General features: G+C 38.7%; 21 protein-coding genes and 2 pseudogenes. 5 read left to right on the forward strand and 18 right to left on the reverse strand.

The features are described 5' to 3' along the window. Positions 1-20: 20 nt before the first annotated feature. The 9 genes from A6755_RS17025 to A6755_RS17065 form a co-directional block, all read right to left on the reverse strand. Positions 21-1,148, reverse strand: a complete 1,128-nt coding sequence (locus tag A6755_RS17025; RefSeq protein ID WP_063591430.1) for an MBL fold metallo-hydrolase — start codon at positions 1,146-1,148, stop codon at positions 21-23. A 48-nt stretch (positions 1,149-1,196) separates the two neighbouring features. Continuing rightward, positions 1,197-1,592 (reverse strand): DsrE/DsrF/DrsH-like family protein, encoded by a 396-nt coding sequence (locus tag A6755_RS17030; RefSeq protein ID WP_063591431.1) that lies wholly within the window; start codon positions 1,590-1,592, stop codon positions 1,197-1,199. 28 nt (positions 1,593-1,620) lie between these two features. Then, complete coding sequence (locus tag A6755_RS17035; protein ID WP_063591432.1) at positions 1,621-2,193, reverse strand: sulfurtransferase TusA family protein; 573 nt, start codon at positions 2,191-2,193, stop codon at positions 1,621-1,623. 43 nt (positions 2,194-2,236) lie between these two features. Further along, on the reverse strand, positions 2,237-2,539 hold the full coding sequence (locus tag A6755_RS17040; RefSeq protein WP_063591433.1) for a rhodanese-like domain-containing protein: 303 nt from the start codon (positions 2,537-2,539) through the stop codon (positions 2,237-2,239). An 18-nt stretch (positions 2,540-2,557) separates the two neighbouring features. After that, positions 2,558-2,926 carry a rhodanese-like domain-containing protein gene (locus A6755_RS17045; protein WP_063591434.1) on the reverse strand — a complete coding sequence of 123 codons (369 nt, stop codon included), beginning with the start codon at positions 2,924-2,926 and terminating at the stop codon, positions 2,558-2,560. A gap of 13 nt (positions 2,927-2,939) precedes the next feature. After that, positions 2,940-3,419: a DsrE/DsrF/DrsH-like family protein gene (locus A6755_RS17050; RefSeq protein WP_063591435.1), complete on the reverse strand. Its 480-nt coding sequence runs from the start codon at positions 3,417-3,419 to the stop codon at positions 2,940-2,942. Between the two features lie 113 nt (positions 3,420-3,532). After that, positions 3,533-3,838 carry a monooxygenase gene (locus tag A6755_RS17055; RefSeq protein WP_063591436.1) on the reverse strand — a complete coding sequence of 102 codons (306 nt, stop codon included), beginning with the start codon at positions 3,836-3,838 and terminating at the stop codon, positions 3,533-3,535. Between the two features lie 38 nt (positions 3,839-3,876). Further along, on the reverse strand, positions 3,877-4,137 hold the full coding sequence (locus tag A6755_RS17060) for a metal-sensitive transcriptional regulator (RefSeq protein WP_063591437.1): 261 nt from the start codon (positions 4,135-4,137) through the stop codon (positions 3,877-3,879). Positions 4,138-4,940: 803 nt separating this feature from the next. Then, positions 4,941-5,924 (reverse strand): tRNA dihydrouridine synthase, encoded by a 984-nt coding sequence (locus tag A6755_RS17065; RefSeq protein ID WP_063591438.1) that lies wholly within the window; start codon positions 5,922-5,924, stop codon positions 4,941-4,943. A 285-nt stretch (positions 5,925-6,209) separates the two neighbouring features. Between A6755_RS17065 and A6755_RS17070 the strand changes: the two genes are divergently transcribed. Beyond that, on the forward strand, positions 6,210-7,844 hold the full coding sequence (locus tag A6755_RS17070) for an acetolactate synthase large subunit (RefSeq protein WP_063591439.1): 1,635 nt from the start codon (positions 6,210-6,212) through the stop codon (positions 7,842-7,844). A 27-nt stretch (positions 7,845-7,871) separates the two neighbouring features. Further along, on the forward strand, positions 7,872-9,305 hold the full coding sequence (locus A6755_RS17075; RefSeq protein WP_048687700.1) for an aldehyde dehydrogenase family protein: 1,434 nt from the start codon (positions 7,872-7,874) through the stop codon (positions 9,303-9,305). Positions 9,306-9,549: 244 nt separating this feature from the next. On the opposite strand, the gene A6755_RS17080 is transcribed toward A6755_RS17075, so the two are convergent. Continuing rightward, positions 9,550-9,945: a YybH family protein gene (locus tag A6755_RS17080; RefSeq protein WP_034312829.1), complete on the reverse strand. Its 396-nt coding sequence runs from the start codon at positions 9,943-9,945 to the stop codon at positions 9,550-9,552. A gap of 1,076 nt (positions 9,946-11,021) precedes the next feature. Here A6755_RS17080 and A6755_RS17085 point away from each other — a divergent pair. Then, positions 11,022-11,414 (forward strand): (2Fe-2S) ferredoxin domain-containing protein, encoded by a 393-nt coding sequence (locus A6755_RS17085; RefSeq protein ID WP_063591440.1) that lies wholly within the window; start codon positions 11,022-11,024, stop codon positions 11,412-11,414. Between the two features lie 14 nt (positions 11,415-11,428). Next, positions 11,429-12,451, forward strand: a complete 1,023-nt coding sequence (locus A6755_RS17090; RefSeq protein ID WP_063591441.1) for a CobW family GTP-binding protein — start codon at positions 11,429-11,431, stop codon at positions 12,449-12,451. Positions 12,452-12,540: 89 nt separating this feature from the next. On the opposite strand, the gene A6755_RS17095 is transcribed toward A6755_RS17090, so the two are convergent. From A6755_RS17095 to A6755_RS27140, 3 genes are all read right to left on the reverse strand, one after another. Next, entirely contained in the window at positions 12,541-13,401 is an 861-nt protein-coding gene (locus A6755_RS17095) for an amidohydrolase family protein (RefSeq protein ID WP_063591442.1), read from the reverse strand. Positions 13,402-13,643: 242 nt separating this feature from the next. Continuing rightward, complete coding sequence (locus tag A6755_RS27135; protein WP_174878732.1) at positions 13,644-13,799, reverse strand: hypothetical protein; 156 nt, start codon at positions 13,797-13,799, stop codon at positions 13,644-13,646. 76 nt (positions 13,800-13,875) lie between these two features. Continuing rightward, the gene (locus tag A6755_RS27140; RefSeq protein WP_156319545.1) at positions 13,876-14,034 is read right to left on the reverse strand and encodes a hypothetical protein; all 159 of its coding nucleotides are present in this window, start codon (positions 14,032-14,034) and stop codon (positions 13,876-13,878) included. Between the two features lie 201 nt (positions 14,035-14,235). Between A6755_RS27140 and A6755_RS26225 the strand changes: the two are divergent. After that, positions 14,236-14,455: pseudogene (locus tag A6755_RS26225) on the forward strand (IS3 family transposase); the annotation flags it as partial. A gap of 353 nt (positions 14,456-14,808) precedes the next feature. On the opposite strand, the gene A6755_RS17105 reads toward A6755_RS26225, so the two are convergent. The 5 genes and pseudogenes from A6755_RS17105 to hutG all read right to left on the reverse strand — a co-directional run bounded on the left by A6755_RS17105 (position 14,809) and on the right by hutG (position 19,966). Further along, the gene (locus tag A6755_RS17105; protein WP_063591443.1) at positions 14,809-16,056 is read right to left on the reverse strand and encodes a cation:dicarboxylate symporter family transporter; all 1,248 of its coding nucleotides are present in this window, start codon (positions 16,054-16,056) and stop codon (positions 14,809-14,811) included. A gap of 458 nt (positions 16,057-16,514) precedes the next feature. Beyond that, a pseudogene (locus A6755_RS26230) lies at positions 16,515-16,688 on the reverse strand (peptidoglycan-binding domain-containing protein); the annotation flags it as partial. Positions 16,689-16,864: 176 nt separating this feature from the next. Next, positions 16,865-17,479: a HutD/Ves family protein gene (locus A6755_RS17110; protein WP_034312846.1), complete on the reverse strand. Its 615-nt coding sequence runs from the start codon at positions 17,477-17,479 to the stop codon at positions 16,865-16,867. A 343-nt stretch (positions 17,480-17,822) separates the two neighbouring features. Continuing rightward, entirely contained in the window at positions 17,823-19,016 is a 1,194-nt protein-coding gene (gene gltS / locus A6755_RS17115; RefSeq protein WP_034312856.1) for a sodium/glutamate symporter, read from the reverse strand. Positions 19,017-19,021: 5 nt separating this feature from the next. Continuing rightward, a complete protein-coding gene (hutG, locus tag A6755_RS17120) occupies positions 19,022-19,966 on the reverse strand; it encodes a formimidoylglutamase (protein ID WP_063591444.1) in 945 nt (314 codons plus the stop codon). Positions 19,967-19,992 lie beyond the last annotated feature (26 nt).

Consider the following 19,992-nt stretch of genomic DNA (forward strand, 5'->3'; position numbering starts at 1 on the left):
GTCTTTAATTTTTATCGGAATTAGCGAACCGCACAGCGATTTGGTCCAATTTCCATTTCACGCTGTTTTTCATCATCGGGTTCGATTTTCCCCATATTAGTTTCGCGAATTTCTTGATAAGCGTTTGGCTGAGGCGGTAAATTACCTGTTACCAGCTCTCTGAATTCCGTTTCTTCCGCTATGTTCAATCCGTGATTTTCAGCAAATAGCGAACCCAACTTTTTAGCGACACTTCCATCTTCATTCAATTCATCAATGATCATGAAATGTGATGGCAATACAATTAACTCTTCTGATAATTCTTTATAACGTGTATACAGTGTTTCTCTCAAGTCCCTAACCCAATCCTCAGCCAAACCAGCTAGGTCCGGTCTGCCAATGGAATCGATGAATAGTATATCCCCGCTTAGCAAGTATTTTTGATCCACCACAAATGAAGTCGATCCAATGGTATGTCCCGGGGAGTATAATGCTTGGATATCAATCGCTGTATGACCGATCGTTATCACGTTCCCGCTTTCTAATGGCTGATATTCAAAAGTTACTTCTGCCGCATCTTTTGGGGGCAGCCAGTAAGCTGCATTTGTTACTTCCGCGATTCGTCTTCCACCTGAGATATGATCGGCATGTAAGTGCGTATCCAGAACATGTGTAATCTTCACCCCGATATCATCCGCAAAATCAAGATAGGCATCTATCATTCTTGTGGAATCAATAATGGCTGCTTCCCCATTGGAAACGACCATGTAAGATAAACAGCCTTTACCAAGTCGAACAAATTGGTAAATTTCAGCGCCATTTGTCAATTCGCCTATCCTCACTGGTTCCAAGTGTTCACTCCATGCTTTCATGCCGCCCTTTAAATAAAAAACATCCAATCCAGCTTCTGATAACATTTCAGCTACCATGACGGATGAGCCTTCCTTTGCACATACTACCAGGATTTCTTTATTGGCCGGGATTTGATCGAGAATTTCTTCCACGCCATCCAGTAAATCAAAGTAAGGGATATTAAGGAATTCGAAATTCTGCCCTTCAATTTTCCAATCATTAAAGTCACTTTCATTTCGTACATCCAAAATAAATAAGTCGGTTTTATTGATTACTTTCTTTGAAACTTCAGCAGCTGTCATTTGCTTAAACGCCATTTTTTATACCCCCTACAGTATTGATAACTTCAAAAAAATTTTCCTTCATTAAAAGGATAATGTAACATCAGCATCTTTAGCGAACTCCAAAAATGTGACCGCTCCACCTACTTCGATACCATCAACGAAAGCTTCTTTTTCCATGCCCAATACGTCCATGGTCATTTGACATCCAATAAACTTGACGTCCATTTCCTGTGCCATAGTAACTAACTCAGGAATGGAAGGAACATTGGCCTTTTTGAACCCTTCGGCAAAATGATCCTTACCTTCAGGCAGAGGAAGGTGTCCGTTCGCTTCTTTATGAATTAAGTTCAAACCTTCGAAAGTAAAGAAAATAGCCACTTCTTGATCCGTTGCTGCCGCTGCCGTTGCGATGTTAAACACTTTATATGCGTCAAATAATCCACCATTACTTGCGATTATGGCTACTTTGTTAGTCATGATATATTCCTCCATTTTATAGTCATTTTCATTCATTCACGGATTTTTGGGAAGGACCGTTCCATTGGCTCATGCCTGGTACAACATTGAATACCTGTTCAAATCCAGCACCGGTCAGTTTTTGTGCAGCAAGATCACTTCGGCTGCCTGTACGGCAAATCACGAAAATCTCTGACTCTATATCCAGTTCCCCCATACGTTGTTCCAATTCACCCATTGGAAGGGTTCTTGCTCCTGGAATATGATTAAAAGCATATTCTGCGGATTCTCGTACATCCAGGATGATCATATTTCGGTTTTCTTCCATTACTTGTAACAGTTCTTCATTGGAAATGATTTTTTCATGCTTCTTCACTTCTGTTTCTTCACCGCTTGCTTTCCGAAGATAATGTTTTAGTGTCGTTCCTTCTTCAACCGTACCCAAGTATTGATGTCCTGAACTTTCAGCCCACGCCTTCATATCGGCGGTTGACCCTTTATCAGTTGCCTGGACTTCCAGTACTTCCCCCGCTTCCAGGCCATTCATGGCTTTTTTCGTTTTTACGATTGGCATTGGACAGGCAAAACCTTTAGCATCCAAAACTGAATTTGTTTTAATCATTTTATTTCCTCCTTCTATTATAGGGATGGGGGTATATTCAAATTTAAAATTTTTCTATGGGACCTTCCCATTCATTCATACCACCTACCATGTTCAACACTTTATATCCATGATCCTCAAGTAACTGTGCAGCCATTGAACTTCTGCCCCCTGACCGGCAGACCATTATATACTCTTTTGATTTATCTAGATCCTGCATTCTAAATTCCACCAGACCCAACGGGATGTTCAAAGCATTTGGTATTTTCCCTGCCTTTACTTCATCCGCCTCCCGCACATCAATAATATGGACTGGCAAGTTCCCCTTCAATAATGCGTTCACTTCATTCGATAAAATTTCTTTCATCTTTTTAAGATCCTCCTTTTATTCGCGCCAAGAACTCATGCCGCCTTTTACGTTTGTGACTTCATTAAACCCAAGTTTTTTCAAAGCTTTACTCGCATTACTGCTCCTCATCCCGCTTTGGCAGATTACAACCACTTCTTCATCTTTTGAAAGTTCTTGTGCCCTTTTGCCAAGTTCGTTTAAAGGTATATTTTTAAAGTCCTTTATATGATTGCCCCTATATTCAATAGGAGTACGGACATCAATCAATTGCTTATTTCCTTTATTATTCAACACAGCTTTTAGCTCAGCCGCATTTATATTTTTTATCCCCTTTACAGGGACAAAGCGTTGATATAAAAACCAAACGATGAAACCTAATATAGTGAGATTAAATACAGTACCCATTTGAAACCCCCATTTATATAAATAAGTTTACATTTCCATCCTCTGCTTCAGCTAAATAAGCCGCAACACCTGCGTACTCAATTCCATCCAATAATTCCTCTTGCTGCAAGCCTAATAAATCCATTGTCATCGTACAGGCTATAAGTTTGATTTCCTGTTCTTGGGCCAATTCAATTAAATTTGGGAGTGACATGGCGTTATGCTTTTTGATCACGTGTTTGATCATTTTAGGACCCATCCCTGCAAAGTTCATGTTGGATAACCCCATTTTATCAGAACCACGCGGCATCATTTTCGCAAACATTTTTTCAAGAAATCCTTTTTTTAATGAAATCGGCTCATCTTTCCTTAAAGCGTTCAATCCCCAGAATGTATGGAAGATGGTCACTTCATGATCGTAAGCCGCCGCCCCATTTGCAATGATATAAGCAGCCATTGCCTTATCATAATCACCACTAAATAAAATGATCGTCGTTTTTTTCTTTTCATTCATTATGTTTCCCCCTGATTGAAATTTAATTTTTATACTTTCTATACCCATAGGGGTATATACTATGCTAAAAAATATAGTTCGTCAACCCACCTCACTAAAATAAATGGTTATTTTTATTTGCTTGGTCCATGATTGATTGAAGTCAGACCTTCATTCACTTTGAAAATTTTCCCATCAACCTTCTCTATACCAAACCCTTTTAACCGAGCTTTATGCATCGTCAAGTACTTACCTGCGGATTCCTTCGTTTCAAACAGATAAATGCCGCCTGCTTCCTTTGCCTCACTGTCTTCGGTCCAAATCTTCCATATCAAGCCTTCTTCATCATTAATGCTTTTTGCTAAATCTGTAAATTCTTTTACCATTTCGTTGCCGAAAGGTCCTTCCATTTTAAAATCCACTTGTAAAATATAAGACATGAATAACACTCCTTTTTCTACAGGTCAGGTCAATTCTTTTACCTGCTTTTTATCAGTAAATCAACCGCTTCCTTGACTAGATGATCAGTGCCCTCTCCATTCTCGACGTTTTCCCGAACGCATTGCTCAAGATTGGCACTTACGATAACACCCATGGTCCTATCGATGGCACTTCGCGTAGCCGACAACTGAGTGACGATTTCCCTGCAATCTTTTCCCTGCTCCATCATTCCAAGAACACCCTTGATTTGTCCTTCAATCCGCTTCAAGCGATTAATGACACTTTTATCATACTCCATACTCCGCCCCCCCATCTATTTAAAATCGTTAATATCACAACTGATTACATCAATTCCATTTCCGATTAAGGAGCTCAGTCCCAAGATTACTTCTTCCGAAGCAATTATTGTGAATTTGTTCATTTTCTCGTGAGTTTGCGCGCTTTACTTGTGAGTTTGCGCACTTTACTCGTTAGTTTGTGCGCTTTACTCGTTAGTTTGCGCATTTTACTTGTGAGTTTGCGCACTTTACTCGTTAGTTTGTGCGCTTTACTCGTTAGTTTGCGCATTTTACTCGTGAGTTTGCACGTTTTACTCGTGAGTTCATAATATACCTATAGGGGTATAATGTCAAACCGTTTAATTCACACTTTAATAAACGCCACCTAATATTAAAACACATTATGGATTAAACTGTCCTCTTGGAGGGAGAGCATTACACCCAAATGATGATGAAGTGTCTGATATTTTCTACAACGGCCCTAAGAAGATGTGAGCAAATCACTAATGTTGATCAAAACGCATCTAGTTAGACAAAATAAAAAGGCCCAAACCCCTGTTATTACAAGGGTTTGGGCCTTAGGTCCCGTTTACTTTGTTTTTAACTTGTATATCTAAAATATTGAAGAGTTTACCTGCTTTTTATTTGCAAATTCATAACCCAATATAGATTACTATAATAACAAACATAGAAAGCAAAAATTGGCGGGATTGAGTGCGGTTCAATACCGCCTTCACATTATTCAATTAACAGCTTAGTCAAAAGCTTTTGGGGCAAAACAGTTAAACGTCCTACTTCACTTTTACTATGAATGGGGACATTTCTACTGTTCCCCCATTCCATCAAGATTCTTCGACCCAAAGTTTTCAAGCAAAGCACGCGCTTCATCTGTTGACTCTGTGTTCATTAATTGAACTCTTAATTCACTTGCCCCTCGAAACCCACGGACATATATCTTAAAAAAGCGATGAAGAGCCTTGAACGAACGCAGCTCCAATTTTGAATATTTATCATGGAGATCCAGATGCAACCTTAAGAGATCAAGCAATTCCTTACTGCTATGATCTTTCGGCTCCTTTTCAAAGGCAAATGGATTATTGAAAATACCACGCCCAATCATAACCCCATCAATACCGTATTGATGAGCGAGCTTTAAGCCAGTTTGACGGTCAGGGATATCCCCATTGATCGTCAAGAGCGTATCTGGTGCCACTTGGTCACGAAGTTTCTTAATCTCCGGGATTAGTTCCCAATGAGCATCCACTTTACTCATTTCATTTCTTGTACGCAGATGAATGGAAAGGTTAACAATGTCCTGTTTCAGTATGTGTGTTAGCCAGTCGTGCCATTCGTCTACATCGGTGTACCCAAGCCTTGTCTTTACACTTACGGGCAATCCTCCAGCTTTTGCTGCTTGTATTAATTCTGCAGCAACTTCTGGACGACGGATAAGGCCACTTCCCTTCCCATTCTGTGTTACATTAGGTACAGGACAGCCCATATTGATATCCACACCCCGAAAGCCCAGTTCCGCCATACCTATGCTCATTTGCCGAAAGAATTCAGGCTTATCCCCCCATATATGGGCTACAATTGGTTGTTCGTCCTCTGTAAAAGTCAAACGCCCACGCACACTGCGGATGCCCTCTGGGTGACAATAACTCTCCGTGTTTGTAAACTCTGTAAAAAACACATCAGGTCTGGCTGCTTCACTCACTACATGGCGAAAAACTACATCCGTCACATCTTCCATTGGTGCCAGTATAAAAAAAGGTCGTGGTAGATCACGCCAAAAATTATCTATCATATTAAAATTCCAATCCTTTCATTATGGGTTACCAGGCTAACCCCTTATCCCAAAATTAAAAAGCAGAATGTCCCTGCTTCCTTTACACTTATACCATGCTTAAGCACTTTTTATCAAACTGCAGAAATGTTTTTTTTCACGAAACCAATCCGACTTCCATATTTCCCCTCCTGGTTTAGAGACGCAAATGCTCGAAATGGTTTTTAATACACGCAAGTACATAATTTCTTGGGGGCAAAGCCAACATATAAGGAAAGAAATTGAAATGGTCGAGGAGGGAATAATTTGAAGGCATCTGATTTGTTTGTAAGATGTTTAGAGAATGAAGGGGTACAATATATTTTTGGGATACCTGGTGAGGAAAATACGGATCTTATTGATTCTCTAATAAGCTCTGATATTGAATTTATCTTGGTTCATCATGAACAAGCTGCAGCTTTTATGGCAGACATCTATGGCCGGCTAACTGGAAAGCCAGGCGTCTGCTTGGGCACATTGGGACCGGGTGCAACCAATTTATTGACAGGGATAGGAAGTGCTTATCTGGATTATTCCCCTGTTGTCGCGATTACAGGTCAGGCGGGACTTGATCGCATTCATAAAGAGTCGCATCAATATGTGGACATTATTGGCGTTTTCGAGGAAGTAACGAAATGGAATCAACAAATTAAGGTGCCGCATACGATTCCGGAAATTATCCGTAAAGCATTTAAAACGGCTGTCATCGAAAAGCCGGGAGCTGTTCATATAGAACTTCCGGAAGATGTGGCGATGATGGATACAGAAGGGGAACCTCTTCCGGTTACACCAATGCCTAGATCCCGCCCAGCCGAGGAAGAAATCAAAAAGGCCGTCGAATTAATAAATCGCGCTAAAAAGCCTATCATTCTAGCTGGTAATGGCGTGATCCGCGATGGAGCTTCTGAGGTTTTGCGGAACTTTGCAGAAGAGAAGCAAATTCCCGTTGTGAATTCATTCATGGCTAAAGGAGTTTTACCTTCCGACCATCCATTGTCCCTTTTTACAGTAGGGATGCAAGCAAGGGATTATGTTCTATGCGGATTTGATTTGGCCGATCTTATTATCACCGTCGGGTATGATTTCGTCGAGTATTTGCCAAAGTATTGGAACGATGAGGCAATGAATCCGATTGTTCATATTGATGCTCGACCGGCCGAGATTGATGCCTATTACCCGGTTCAAGCAGAATTGGTCGGGAACGTTACGGAGACAATTGAAGCCTTGACGACTGGTGTTGCAAAAAAAGAACTTTGGCCAGAAGTGAAAAGGTTAAGGTCCCAAATCATTGAAAAGTTTCATTCTTCGGATGATGTATCAGGAAGCCCTATCATCCCTCAGCGAATCATTGCCGATTTGAAAAGGGCGGAAAAGGGTAATGCCATTGTCATTTCGGATGTGGGTGCCCATAAATTATGGATTGCCCGGATGTATCAGCCGGAAATCCCTAATCACACAATCATTTCTAATGGCTTTGCATCGATGGGAATTGCCATTCCCGGCGCGATTGCAGCCAAATTGGCAAAGCCTGATAAACCTGTCATTGCGGTTACAGGGGATGGTGGCTTCCTGATGAATGGAGTTGAATTGGCAACGGCAAAACGTCTAGGTCTTGCCTTCGTGATCGTCATTTTCCATGATTCGAAATACGGTCTAATTGAGTGGAAACAATTGAATAAATTTGATCGTACGAATGCCATTGAATTTACAGATCCAGACTTTTTAGGGTTCGCAAAAAGTTTTGGGGTTAAAGGAGTGAAAGTAACCCACTCCGATGAATTGCTACCTGCATTAGAAGAAGCGCTTTCGAGACAGGAAATTGTCTTGATTGATGTGGATGTCGATTATTCGGAAAATGTAAAGCTCTCGAAAACACTAGGTGATTATATTTGTAAATTATAGAAGCAGATATTATTGGAGGGATTTCAGATGAAGAAAAAGTGGCAATTGTGGATCGGTGGTAAATGGCGGGAGGCTAAATCATATGAGCCATTATATAATCCCCATTCAAACGAAGAAATTGCACAAATCGGACAGGCTGAGCCAGCGGATGCCATTGAAGCGATTGTTGAGGCAAATGCTGCTTTTCAGAAATACCGATCCTACCCGGCTCATGCACGAGCAGAAATTTTATTTAAAGCTGCAGCAATCATGGAAGAACGCAGTGAAGAACTTGCAAGAATCATTTCTCTGGAGGCGGCGAAAACGATTCGAAATGCTCGTGAAGAAATGAATCGTACGGTTCAGACCTATCGTTTCGCTGCAGAAGCGTCCAAGAACAATTATGGAGAACAAATCCCGATGGATGCGGCAGTTGGTGGGGTAAACCGTTTTGGCTTCACGGTTCGCACCCCGATTGGCGTCGTCACCGCGATTACCCCATTTAACTTTCCCTTTAATCTGGTTGCCCATAAAGTTGGTCCAGCTATTGCCGCTGGAAATTCGATTGTGTTAAAACCTGCCGAACAAACCCCATTGAGTGCACTGGTTCTTGCCGATATTTTTAAAGAAGCCGGGTTGCCGGATGGAGTATTGAACATCATACCTGGCAAAGGCGATGTTTTAAGTGAAGCCTTGACGACCCATCCACATGTAAAAAAAGTGACTTTCACAGGCAGTGTTGAGGTCGGACACCTTATCCAGCAGCAGGCGGGATTCCGTAAGCTTACACTTGAACTCGGGTCCAATTCCCCTTTCATCATTGATGAAGGAGTCGATATCGATCAAATTATTCAAAGAAGTGTAATGGGTTCATTTACGAATAATGGGCAGGTGTGCATCTCGATTCAACGGATTTATGTCCATAAATCACTATACCAACAATTTTTAGATCGCTTCGTCAGTACCACAAAACAGCTTGTCATCGGTTCCCCTCTGGAGGAAAATACAAATATCACAGCGGTGATTTCAAAAAAATCATTGGAGCGGTTACAAAGTTGGATTGATGAGGCAGTACAGGAAGGAGCAAAAATTGAGTGCGGCGGTACAGTGGAAGGCAATGTACTTTTGCCGACCGTTTTAACCAATGTAAATCGTGACTCAAAAGTATTTCGTTTCGAAGTATTTGGTCCAATTGTCTGCATTTTCCCTTTCGATACGCTGGATGATGCAATCAATGATGCAAATGATTCGCGTTACGGATTGAACTCAGGAGTGATGACTCCGAGTATAGAACGAGCTTTTTATGCTGCGGAACGCTTGGAAACAGGTGGAGTCGTAATCAATGATATCCCAACTTACCGAATTGATAATATGCCTTATGGCGGCTGGAAGGATAGCGGTGTTGGCCGGGAAGGCGTCAAATATGCGATGCAAGAAATGATGGAGCAGAAGTTTATCAGCTTTAAAATAAGCGACCATTGAGGATTATTAACCCCTGGTAATGATGAGAGGGCGATATCTTAAGGATTTCGTCTTCTTGTTTTGTCGCACATTATTTTTTTAGTGTAGTCTTTGTTCTTATCGGACACAATCAGAAATTATTATTCTGCCACTTGCCGCATCGAACTTCAAGTCTGAAAGGGGTGAGTCGTCAATTGTTTCCAGAATGAGATATAAGATTATTCTTAAAAAAATAAAAAGCCACCATTTACGGCAGCTAATTACTTCAATTCTTAATTATTTCAGCACCATAAGAGTTGTCGATTATACAGCGCCATGTACCCGTGGAATCCTTTTTAAAAACATATGTCGCTGTCCTTTCCATCGAGAATTCGGAATCGTCCTTTTGATTGGCACTTAGCTTGGCTTGTGCCACAACCAATGCCGTATCACCCGTTTCGATTATTGCCATCTTTTCTTGATTGACGATTAAACTATGATTAAAGTATTCAGCGATAGCAATGAATGCCCGGCGAATTTCCTCTTTCCCTCTTGCAACTGTTCCAGGTTTGACAACTAAAGTCGCATCCTCTGAATAGAACTCCATTAAATGATCGAAATCCTCATTATTTATTGCCCTGTCCGCATTTTTTATGACTTGTTCCAGCTCATGATTCTGCATATTCACCCTCCTATTCAGCTTCTCTTCATACTTCTTCATACTCTATGGTGTTCGACTGCGATGATGGGGTATCCTGCTCATATAGTGAATAAAGTAAGGCTGTTTTCACATACTTTGTTGCTATTTACCAAGTAGTGAGGTGTGGTTGATTTCCCCTCCAGATGCTCGCTTTCCGCGGGGCGGGCGGTGAGCCTCCTCGGCGTAAACGCCTGTGGGGTCTCACCTGTCCCGCCGCTCCCGCAGGAGTCTCGCACTTCCGCTCCAATCAACCTTAGATAGTTTCGTTTTAAAACAACAATCTTTACGAAAAGAGCCTAAAGTAAAGAACAAAGTAAGAATGATATACAATGGTGCCATCCCTGCTCCCTACCTTCACCCTATTAACAAGAAGACTTCTTAAGAACAATGCCTGGCTCCTTTTATCGAATAAAGGGTATATCAATTCTTATGGCATCCCTTCCATACAAAATCAGATTTAAAGGTAAACAATATTCTAGTGTTTATTGGGGATGGCTTAGATCACTGCTACCTACAGAAAACACTCAAAAATTCAGAGAAAAATAGCATGTCCTTGGAACATTAACTTTTGCTGAACGTTTTAGTATTTGCACATGGCATAAAAAAGGGGTAAAATAACATCATTCAAATCGTAATGATTACGCTTTGTGCAATCATACAAAATTTTTATGAGAAAGGAGAAATCCAATTGGCAAATAAATAGAAGGTGGAAAAAGTGAAGCAACCCCTGATATTAGTTGAAAATTACGCTTGACCTGAAAAAGGAATTAAAAACGAAAGATAGACTCATCCCCTACTCGATTGCATAATCGTTTCAATTTTACAGGAAGACCTTAAGGACATAAGAAAGATTAAGATGTTTAGAATCGCCTTTCGAGAGTTAATACAAAAAGGCTTACTACTAGGCATCAAAACTCCAGTTGGTAAAAACATCCTTTCAGGATATAGCTCTACTGAAAATGCTTACTCGGCAATTTATTCGTTTAGAAAGTTAAAAATAAGACAATAATTGATTTTAAATCGTAATTATTACGATTTATCTGGAGGGAAAATTAAATATGGCCACATGGAATTTAAGTAATACGAAACATCATGTTCTCATTTGTAACGGTAGCAGCTGTACTGAGTTCGGATCAGAGGAACTGACTCAAGCAATTCGTAAAGAAATCTCAGACCGACAGGTAGACGACACCATTCACACAACTCGCACACGTTGTAATGGAAGATGCCATGATAAGTGCGTTGTCATCGCCTATCCCAAAGGAACTTGGTATAAAGATTTAAAACCTGAGGATGCCTCCCCTTTCGTCGATTCACTCCTTGCTAATGAGGAATATACAGAAAAAGTAAGCCACTCATTCCGTGGGGATGGTTTTGTACGCGCAGAAGGAGTTGTTGCCGGGGTTACAAAAGACAAGGAAAAAGTAATTAGAGTATCTAAAATAAAATAAATGGGAGAAAAAATATGACTTTAATCGAAACAAAAAAAATTCCGGTCACCATTCTGACTGGCTATTTAGGTGCAGGTAAAACAACGCTTTTAAATCGGATCCTTACAGAAAAGCATAATCAAAAGATTGCGGTTATTGTTAATGAGTATGGGGAAGTTGGAATAGACAACCAATTAGTAGTTGATGCTGATGAGGAGATCTTGGAGATGAACAATGGTTGCATCTGTTGTACGGTTCGCGGGGATTTAATTCGCATCCTACGAACTCTGGTTTTTTCAAGTGAACAGGGGCAGACAAAATTCAACCGTGTTTTGATTGAAACAACGGGTTTAGCTGATCCGGCGCCTGTTGCCCAGACCTTTTTTATGGATGAATTACTTTCCGATAAATTCGAAGTGGACAGTATTGTCACTGTCGTGGATAGCAAGCATGTTACAAAGCATTTGGATAGTCATGATGAGGCACAAGAGCAAATCGCTTTCGCTGATGTGATTATTCTAAATAAAACGGATTTAGTATCCGATGACGACCTGAATACGTTGGAGCGAAGACTTACCAACATGAATCCTGCAGCTAAGAGAATGCATGCTCAAAATTGCAATATAAATTTAAGAGATATTTTAGGAATCAATACGTTCGATGTGAATCGCAAGCTTGAAATTGACCCTCATTTCTTAGAAGATCATCATCATCACCATCACCATCATGATGATAAGGTATCATCGATTGCCTTTCGTGAAGAAAAGCCACTCGATTTCGATAAGATAAATGAATGGATGAGTTACCTTGTCCAAGAAAAAGGGGAAGATTTATTACGGTATAAAGGAATTCTTCATATACAAGGAATCCAACAACGAATAGTATTCCAGGGACTTCATATGTTATTTTCAGGAAGACCAGATCGGAAATGGAAAGACAGTGAAACAAGACTAAGTGAACTCGTTTTTATTGGAAAGGACTTAAATAAACATGAGTTAGAACAGCAATTTAAAAATTGCATAGCAAAACTAACGGAAAGAACCCAATGTAGAGATTAACTGATAATTTTCAGTTAATCTCTATATTCACAATGAAAAGGGAACTTCCTTACCCCACTTGCTAATTGATCTATTGATAGAGTTTTGAATTAATCAATCAATGCTAAAAAGTTTTTTCCAAGTATATATTCCTTTTGATTATCAGGAATTTGAAGTGAATCAACCCAACTTTTCTTTGTCAAATAGTCATATTCATTAAATTTTTTCATTCCATATGGTCCGTCGCAGCCATAAAGAACTTTACGATATCCTAAAGATTCCACTGCCTTCTTTACAATAGATGGATTAAGATAATCACTTGAGGTATCAACAAATACATTAGGTTGATTCTTGACGTAGTTCCATAGTTTTTTCCAAGAAGGAAGACCGGCGTGAGCATAAATTAATTTAAGTTCAGGGTAATTTTCAGGTAAGTACTTATAGGAGTCTGGTTCTGAAGATAGATGAATAATCATAGGTATACCTCTTGTTTCACACATAGCTGCAACTGGATCAAGTGCCTTAATATTATATTCATGCATGAATGGATGGGCTTTCACTCCAATAAAACCAGGTTTATTAAGATATAATTCTACCTCTTCCACTGATACATGAGTCATAGGGTTAACTGCTACCCAGCCTAGAAACCGGTCTGGAAATCGATCAATTGCAGTAGCAACAATATCATTGTCCGGCTTGGTGAAAATCTTGTATGAATTTCCATAAAGTTTCAAATAGCCATCCTTTACTAGACCATCATAAATTCCGAGCCCAATTTGAGGTACATTTAGAATTAGAAATCGGAATAAGTGTTGTAAACCTTGTTGAAAAATGCTATCCAATTCAAACATTGTTCCGTTCATGGGGGCAATTAGCGCTGTTTTGGTTACATCATTTTTATCCATACCCTCTATCATTTTTTCTAGAGTCAACATTGTTTCATCCACATGAAAATGGCAATCAATAATCATTTTAATACTCCCCTTCGAATTACTATCTTAATTGTATGATCAAACCACTTAACTGTATCACCATCCATGAACCGAACTAATCTGCCTCTTTAGCACCTAAAGAAAAAGAGCTGCCCATGCAACTCCCTACTAATTGAAGAAAAAACCCTTAGATTAAGTCATGAAGTTGGTTTTTATCTTAAATGGTTTTGTGTAAAAATATTCTACTAATGCCTTAATCTCACGGCTTTCGGCTCGTTAGATTAAGGCAGTAGCTGTAAATGGTAGAGGAACCTACGGAATTCAAGCGAAGCATGAGTCATACAGGTAGTCGTTAGCGCATCATTTAATGCCCCAGCGATTCGTACATGTAAGGAAGCGGTTAAAACTCCTTTCTGTACAGTCTGTAGTGCTACCACATGAAGAGCCTCCCCATTTAAAAAATTCGGATGGTAACAATCGTTCAAGTCGGGTAAATTTAAAATAAGAAAATAATTATTCCATCATCTTCCTCATATTCTGTATCTCTATATTAATCTTCCGTATTTGCTTGTCAATTTCATCAATTTGAAGGTCAGTGACTCCTTGTTTTCTTTTTTCAAACAGTTCATCTCTTAATCTTTTTAAAAAAACCACTCTACCTAACAAGCCCATCTCATACCCACCTTTGTTTATAAATTTCTTTAACCAAAGAGGACTAGTATAATTTTTTACCTTTCTGGACCATTGCCTCACATATTTCCCCATTCATAGAAGGTATTTTTTAAATATAATTGGTAATGGAAAAAAAAGCAATTAGCATGTCAGGTTAAATAACATAGTTTCATTGACCATATTAATCAACTAGTATATTTTCTGGTTCGCAAAGGGAATGGTTACGATAACGCTGTTATGGAAAATTTCTCTGGTATCATGAAATCGGAACTTCTTTATTTAATAGAATTTTAAAGTGTGGAACACTTTAAACAAGATACTAGCAAAATAGATAGAATACTATAATCACAAACGAATCAAGGCAAAATTAAAAGGCATGAGCCCGGTACAATACCGAGCTCATGCCCAACATGCTGCCTAACGATATAACCTGTCTAACTTTAGGGGGTCAGTTCAAAATCCGGTCGACCTTATAGTACGAACGCACCCGTTAATCCTATAAGAAAAGTAATTCTTATAGAATCGCGCCCGATTGCGGAAGATTGGTAAATAGTAGATAATAATCAAAATTTGGAAAACGCTCTAAGATGTTATGGATTATTTGCTTCAGATAAAGAGTCCATCTCTTCCCAACTATAATTTTGAAGTTTTTGCACCAGAACCATAAAAAACACTATCGCGGTTATGTTGAGGATGAATTTCCATTCATTTACGTTAATTTCTTCAAAGAGAATTCCGATTCCAATTCTTAGTCATTATACTCGGTCTGCAACATTATGCGACTTCATTTCTCACTTCATTGAATTGACCTTCCCATTTAGAGATGACGATTGCCGCAAGTGAATTACCGATAACGTTTACTACTGTACGTCCCATATCAAGAATACGGTCGATACCGGCAATAAATGCTAGACCTTCAATTGGGATACCGACAGTTCCCAATGTCGCTAGAAGAACTACGAAAGATACACCTGGTACACCCGCAATCCCTTTGGATGTGATCATTAACACTAGCATTAGCGTAATTTGCTCATACATGCTTAAATCGATTCCATACATTTGAGCGATGAAGATAGCTGCTAACGCTTGGTATAATGTAGAACCATCAAGGTTAAAGGAGTATCCAGTCGGAATGACAAATGTAGCAATATGTTTCGGACATCCCGCTTTCTCCATTTTTTCCATGATCTTCGGAAGAACCGCTTCTGAACTTGCTGTAGAGAAAGCAAGAATCAATTCTTCTTTTAGAAGCTTAATCAACGTAAAGATATTGAATCCTACAAATTTTGCAATAAGACCCAGAATGACAATTACAAAGAAGATCATTGTTCCGTAAACAGAAAGCGCTAACTTTCCTAACGGAATTAAAGACTCCAAACCGAACTTGGAGATAGTTACACCGATTAGTGCAAATACTCCGATAGGAGCGAATTTCATGACCATGTTAGTTAGGTAGAACATTCCTTCAGCTACACCTTGGAAGAAACGGAATACCGGTTTACCCTTTTCACCGATGGCCGCAATACTTAGTCCAAACAACACGGAGAAGAAAATGATCGCTAGCATATCGCCTTCTACCATGGCTTTAACTGGATTGGATGGCACGATGTGTACAAGTGTATCTACGAACGATTCATGCTGCTTAGTTTCAGCTGTATCAACATATGTGGAGATATCAGTTTGTTCCAGGTTATTCATATTCACACCAGCACCAGGCTGGATGATATTCGCGGAAATTAAACCAATGGCAATCGCAATCATCGTTACGACAACAAAGTATGATAATGATTTAGCACCTAGTTTTCCTACCGCTTTCAAGTCACCTACACCGGCAACTGCAACGATAAGGCTGGATACGATGATCGGCACTACGATCATTTTAATCATTCGTAGGAAAATGTCTCCGAATGGCTGTAAAAAGTTTTGGGCCGACTCATTACCATAAAAAATGGCACCAACGATAATCCCTAGAATTAAACCAATGAAAATTTGGCTAGCTAAACTTAATTTGAATTTCTTCATTTACTTTCCTCACTTTCCCTTTTTCAATATGCTTAAGCTCTTTTTTTACTTTTTGACCTTTGCTACCATGACTCTGAATACTTAACGATTAGCATTGTTAATAAATCTTAACATTTCATTTACTTTATCATCGAAATTACATCATCCTACAAAAAACTACACGAGCCTACACTATTTATTTTGGAATATTCTGAAATGTAAACGCACTCACCTTTTTTTACGCATGCAAATATGCGAAAGAACAGTGTATAGTAGTACTTGTTCTTTCGCATTGTTTATATAAATAATGATTCCTAATCGATCGCTTCGTTTCAAAATAAAGAACTTGAATGAATTTTTTCACGTTAATTCGAATATGAGTGCTGCTTGTTCCTGAGTCTTTTTGCAAGTGATGTAATTTCAAGTTCTTGTTTCGAATGATATATAGATATTTTCCTTCTACTAATTCGCCATTTTTGTTATGAACACTGGAAAATCCTTCTCTTCTCGTTTCTACTATTTTCATCTCTAATGTGCTGGCTTGTTTTATTCACATTAGCTACGTTGGATGTCTGCTTTTTCAGACCCAATGCATTATATGTATTGGGACCTACAATACCGTCGGCGTTTAAGCCTATACTTTTTTGGAACTTTACGACTGAACTTTTACAAGATCAATTGCAGCATAATCGTCTTGGTTATGTAATATATCCGCGTTTTGTCTGCAGGTCCTCCTACAAAAGTTATTTGGATATGCTTTTAACCGCAAAATTTGAATGAAACTATACTTCTAGTGAATGTTTTTTGCACTGGAACCAGAATTTCTCTATCAATAAAAAATACTCACCTTAATAATTGTTGCAGTAGAGTCGTCATCGTGATTTGATAACTTTATATTTAATTTGTTGGAGGTATGATCTCTGTTTAAGGTTATTAAGTCACCTTGCTCTAAAACAATTGTCTCTTTTTCATCGATATTCATTCTACTCCTTCCTTTGAAACAATAGAAGGCGTCGGTTCTTTTCGAAGAATACCGATTATCCAGCACTTCCGCATGGGTTCCATCATTCATATGAATCGTGCTGATGTCACCTTCACATCCTTCCGCTAACATCAAATTAAAGTCAGTGACCTTCCCAATACTGCGGGTTGTCCAGCCACCATCAAACCGATCCTGTTCAAATGGGCTTAAATGCACACTGGGCTTTCCCTGATGTTGCAACGACATTTCACCATCAAGGATCATGATGATTCTCTGAATGCCTGGAAGGTGAGTAAATAAGGATTCGTCCACCTCGACTTCTGCTGTGCTTATCCGCCATTTGAAATAACGGTTCGAGTAATCAGCTTCTTCAGGATAAATGGCTAGTTGAGTTGTTTTACCACCTGACCAAAGACTGGTTATTTGTTCACTTTTCTTTATTATTTTTAGTGAAAATGACAATGATTTTCTCCCCTTTAATTATTAAACTTTTTCAGTGCAATTCAATTTCGGCCAGTATGGATATCATTAACAAAGATGCATAAGAGAGCTTAATTCCACTGACCTCTGATCACCGCAGCAGCATTCTTACTAAATCAGGCTGTGAAACGATACGATACATACATGTAGATGATGCGAAATTGATAGGGTTCCGGTGCATGAATAATCATACAGAAAAACCATTGTGAATTACCTACTATATGGGCAATTTCGGAATAAAAAAAATCAATACCGAATGTTTTTGGCATTCCCAAAAACATTCGGTAACACTATATTTTTTGATTCCTTATTTAATAACAAATTATCATTTAAATAGATTAATACTTATAATGATGATTGGCATGGCAAAAACATCAATAAGAAATGCACCGACTATCGGAACGATTAAATATGCTTTACTTGAAGGTCCATATTTCGCAGTGATTGTTGACATATTTGCCATGGCATTCGGTGTAGCCCCTATACCATGTCCGATGAAACCTCCAACCATAACTGCCGCATCGTAGTTTTTGCCAAGAAAACGAAACATGATGAATATACTTAAAAGGATAATGAAAATTACTTGTATCACCACAATTAAAATAATTGGTAAAGCAAGGTCAGCAACTTCCCATAATTTTATACTCATTAATGCCATAGATAAGAAAATACCTAAAGTGATATCTCCAATAAAATTAATACTAGGCATTTCGATAATTTTCCCGTTTATTTTATCTAAAATATTCCTGACTATTACAGCCACTATCATTGCTCCAACATAGTTCGGTAAAACATAACCTGTCTTTGCCGAAAATAACTCTCCTAGATATGAACCTAAAGCCATACAAAATGTCAGTATTAACACTTGTTTCATGAATGAAGCTACATTTAATTCTATTTTGTCTTCCATTTCTTTCTTTTCTTGAATTTCAATATCCTCTTTACTTGGTGTTAATTTGTGTTTATTAATTAAATACTTTACAGTGGGACCTCCAACTAATCCACCAAACACTAATCCTAATGTAGCTGCTGCTATTCCAATTGCTTGTGCAGATTGAATTCCCAGTGATTCAATCGTACCGCCAAATGCTGTAGCTGCACCTATGCCGCCTTCCATGGAAATTGCTCCTGCCATCATGCCAATCAATGGATCAATCCCAAAAACGGGTGCTAAAGAAATTCCGATTAAATTTTGAGCAAATGCCAGAAACCCACATAACAACCAATATATTAATAATAATTTACCGCCGACTTTTACTAATTGGAAACTGGCACCCAATCCAACGGACGTAAAAAATGTTAACATGAATAAGCCCTGGAGTGTCGTATCCAATGAAATGGTTATGTTTAAAAAGGTTTTAAGACTTGTAGCGACGATTGCAAAAAGTAATCCCCCAACAACGGGTGCTGGGATACAAAAGTGTCTAAATAATTTGACATTCTTAACGATGATCCCGCCTAGTGCTAAGAGCAGTATCGCTAAAAAAATAGTGATCGTTTGATTAATCTCGATGTTCATATTGCTTATCTCCCCTCCACACACATGAATACTTCATTTATTAGGTTTGCAGCTAGTTTTACAGTCCGATTATCACAATCTAATGATGGATTCACTTCACAGATATCAAATGAAATAGTTTTCGTATGTGAAGTAATCTTACGAATTAATTGTCTAACCATTTTTCCTGAAAGACCAAATGAGGAAGGGGCACTCACACCCGGTGCTTCAGAAGCGTTTATAACATCCATACAAAGTGTTAATATAATATAATCATGTTGATTTATAAAATTCAGAATTTTATTTTCGTTTTCTTCAGAGTTTTCACCTACTAATTCTTCTTCCAATATCCAAGAGCAACCAAGTGCAGTTGCAGTGTCAAATATTTTTTTAGTATTTCCATAACGTTGAATGCCAATTGGCAAATAACTAGCTTGATGATCATTATCTAATATTTGTTTAAACATCGTTCCAGAAGAAGTTACTTCTTCATAAGAGCGTAAATCAAAATGAGCATCAATGTTAAGAATGCCTATTTTGGCATTGGGTCCAACACTCGACCTAATTCCTAGATAATGACCATAAAAGGTTTCATGTCCGCCCCCCAAAATAACAGGAAACATATTTTTAGATAATATTTTCTCTACGTGGCTTTCCAATTCAGCTTGAGCTGCTTCTAACTGTTGATTTTCACAAATGATATTTCCGAAATCAACTAGGCTATCTGCTGATTGGCCGTGCCAAGATAGAGATGATAAAGATTTACGTATTTCATTGGGAGCTTCTTTGCTTCCAAGTCTTCCTTTATTCCTGCGTACGCCTTCTTCACAAGAGAACCCTATTATTCCACATGTATTATTTGCTGATGTTGTTTGATTATCTTTAACTATTTGATGAATTCTAAATTCATCTTTATCTATTAGACTATCTGTTCTGCCTTTCCATAAATCCATATTTGGTAACGCATACATTTATTTTTCCTCCCCATAAATAAAAA

The organism is Peribacillus frigoritolerans, from assembly GCF_001636405.1.
Lineage (GTDB): Bacteria > Bacillota > Bacilli > Bacillales > DSM-1321 > Peribacillus > Peribacillus frigoritolerans.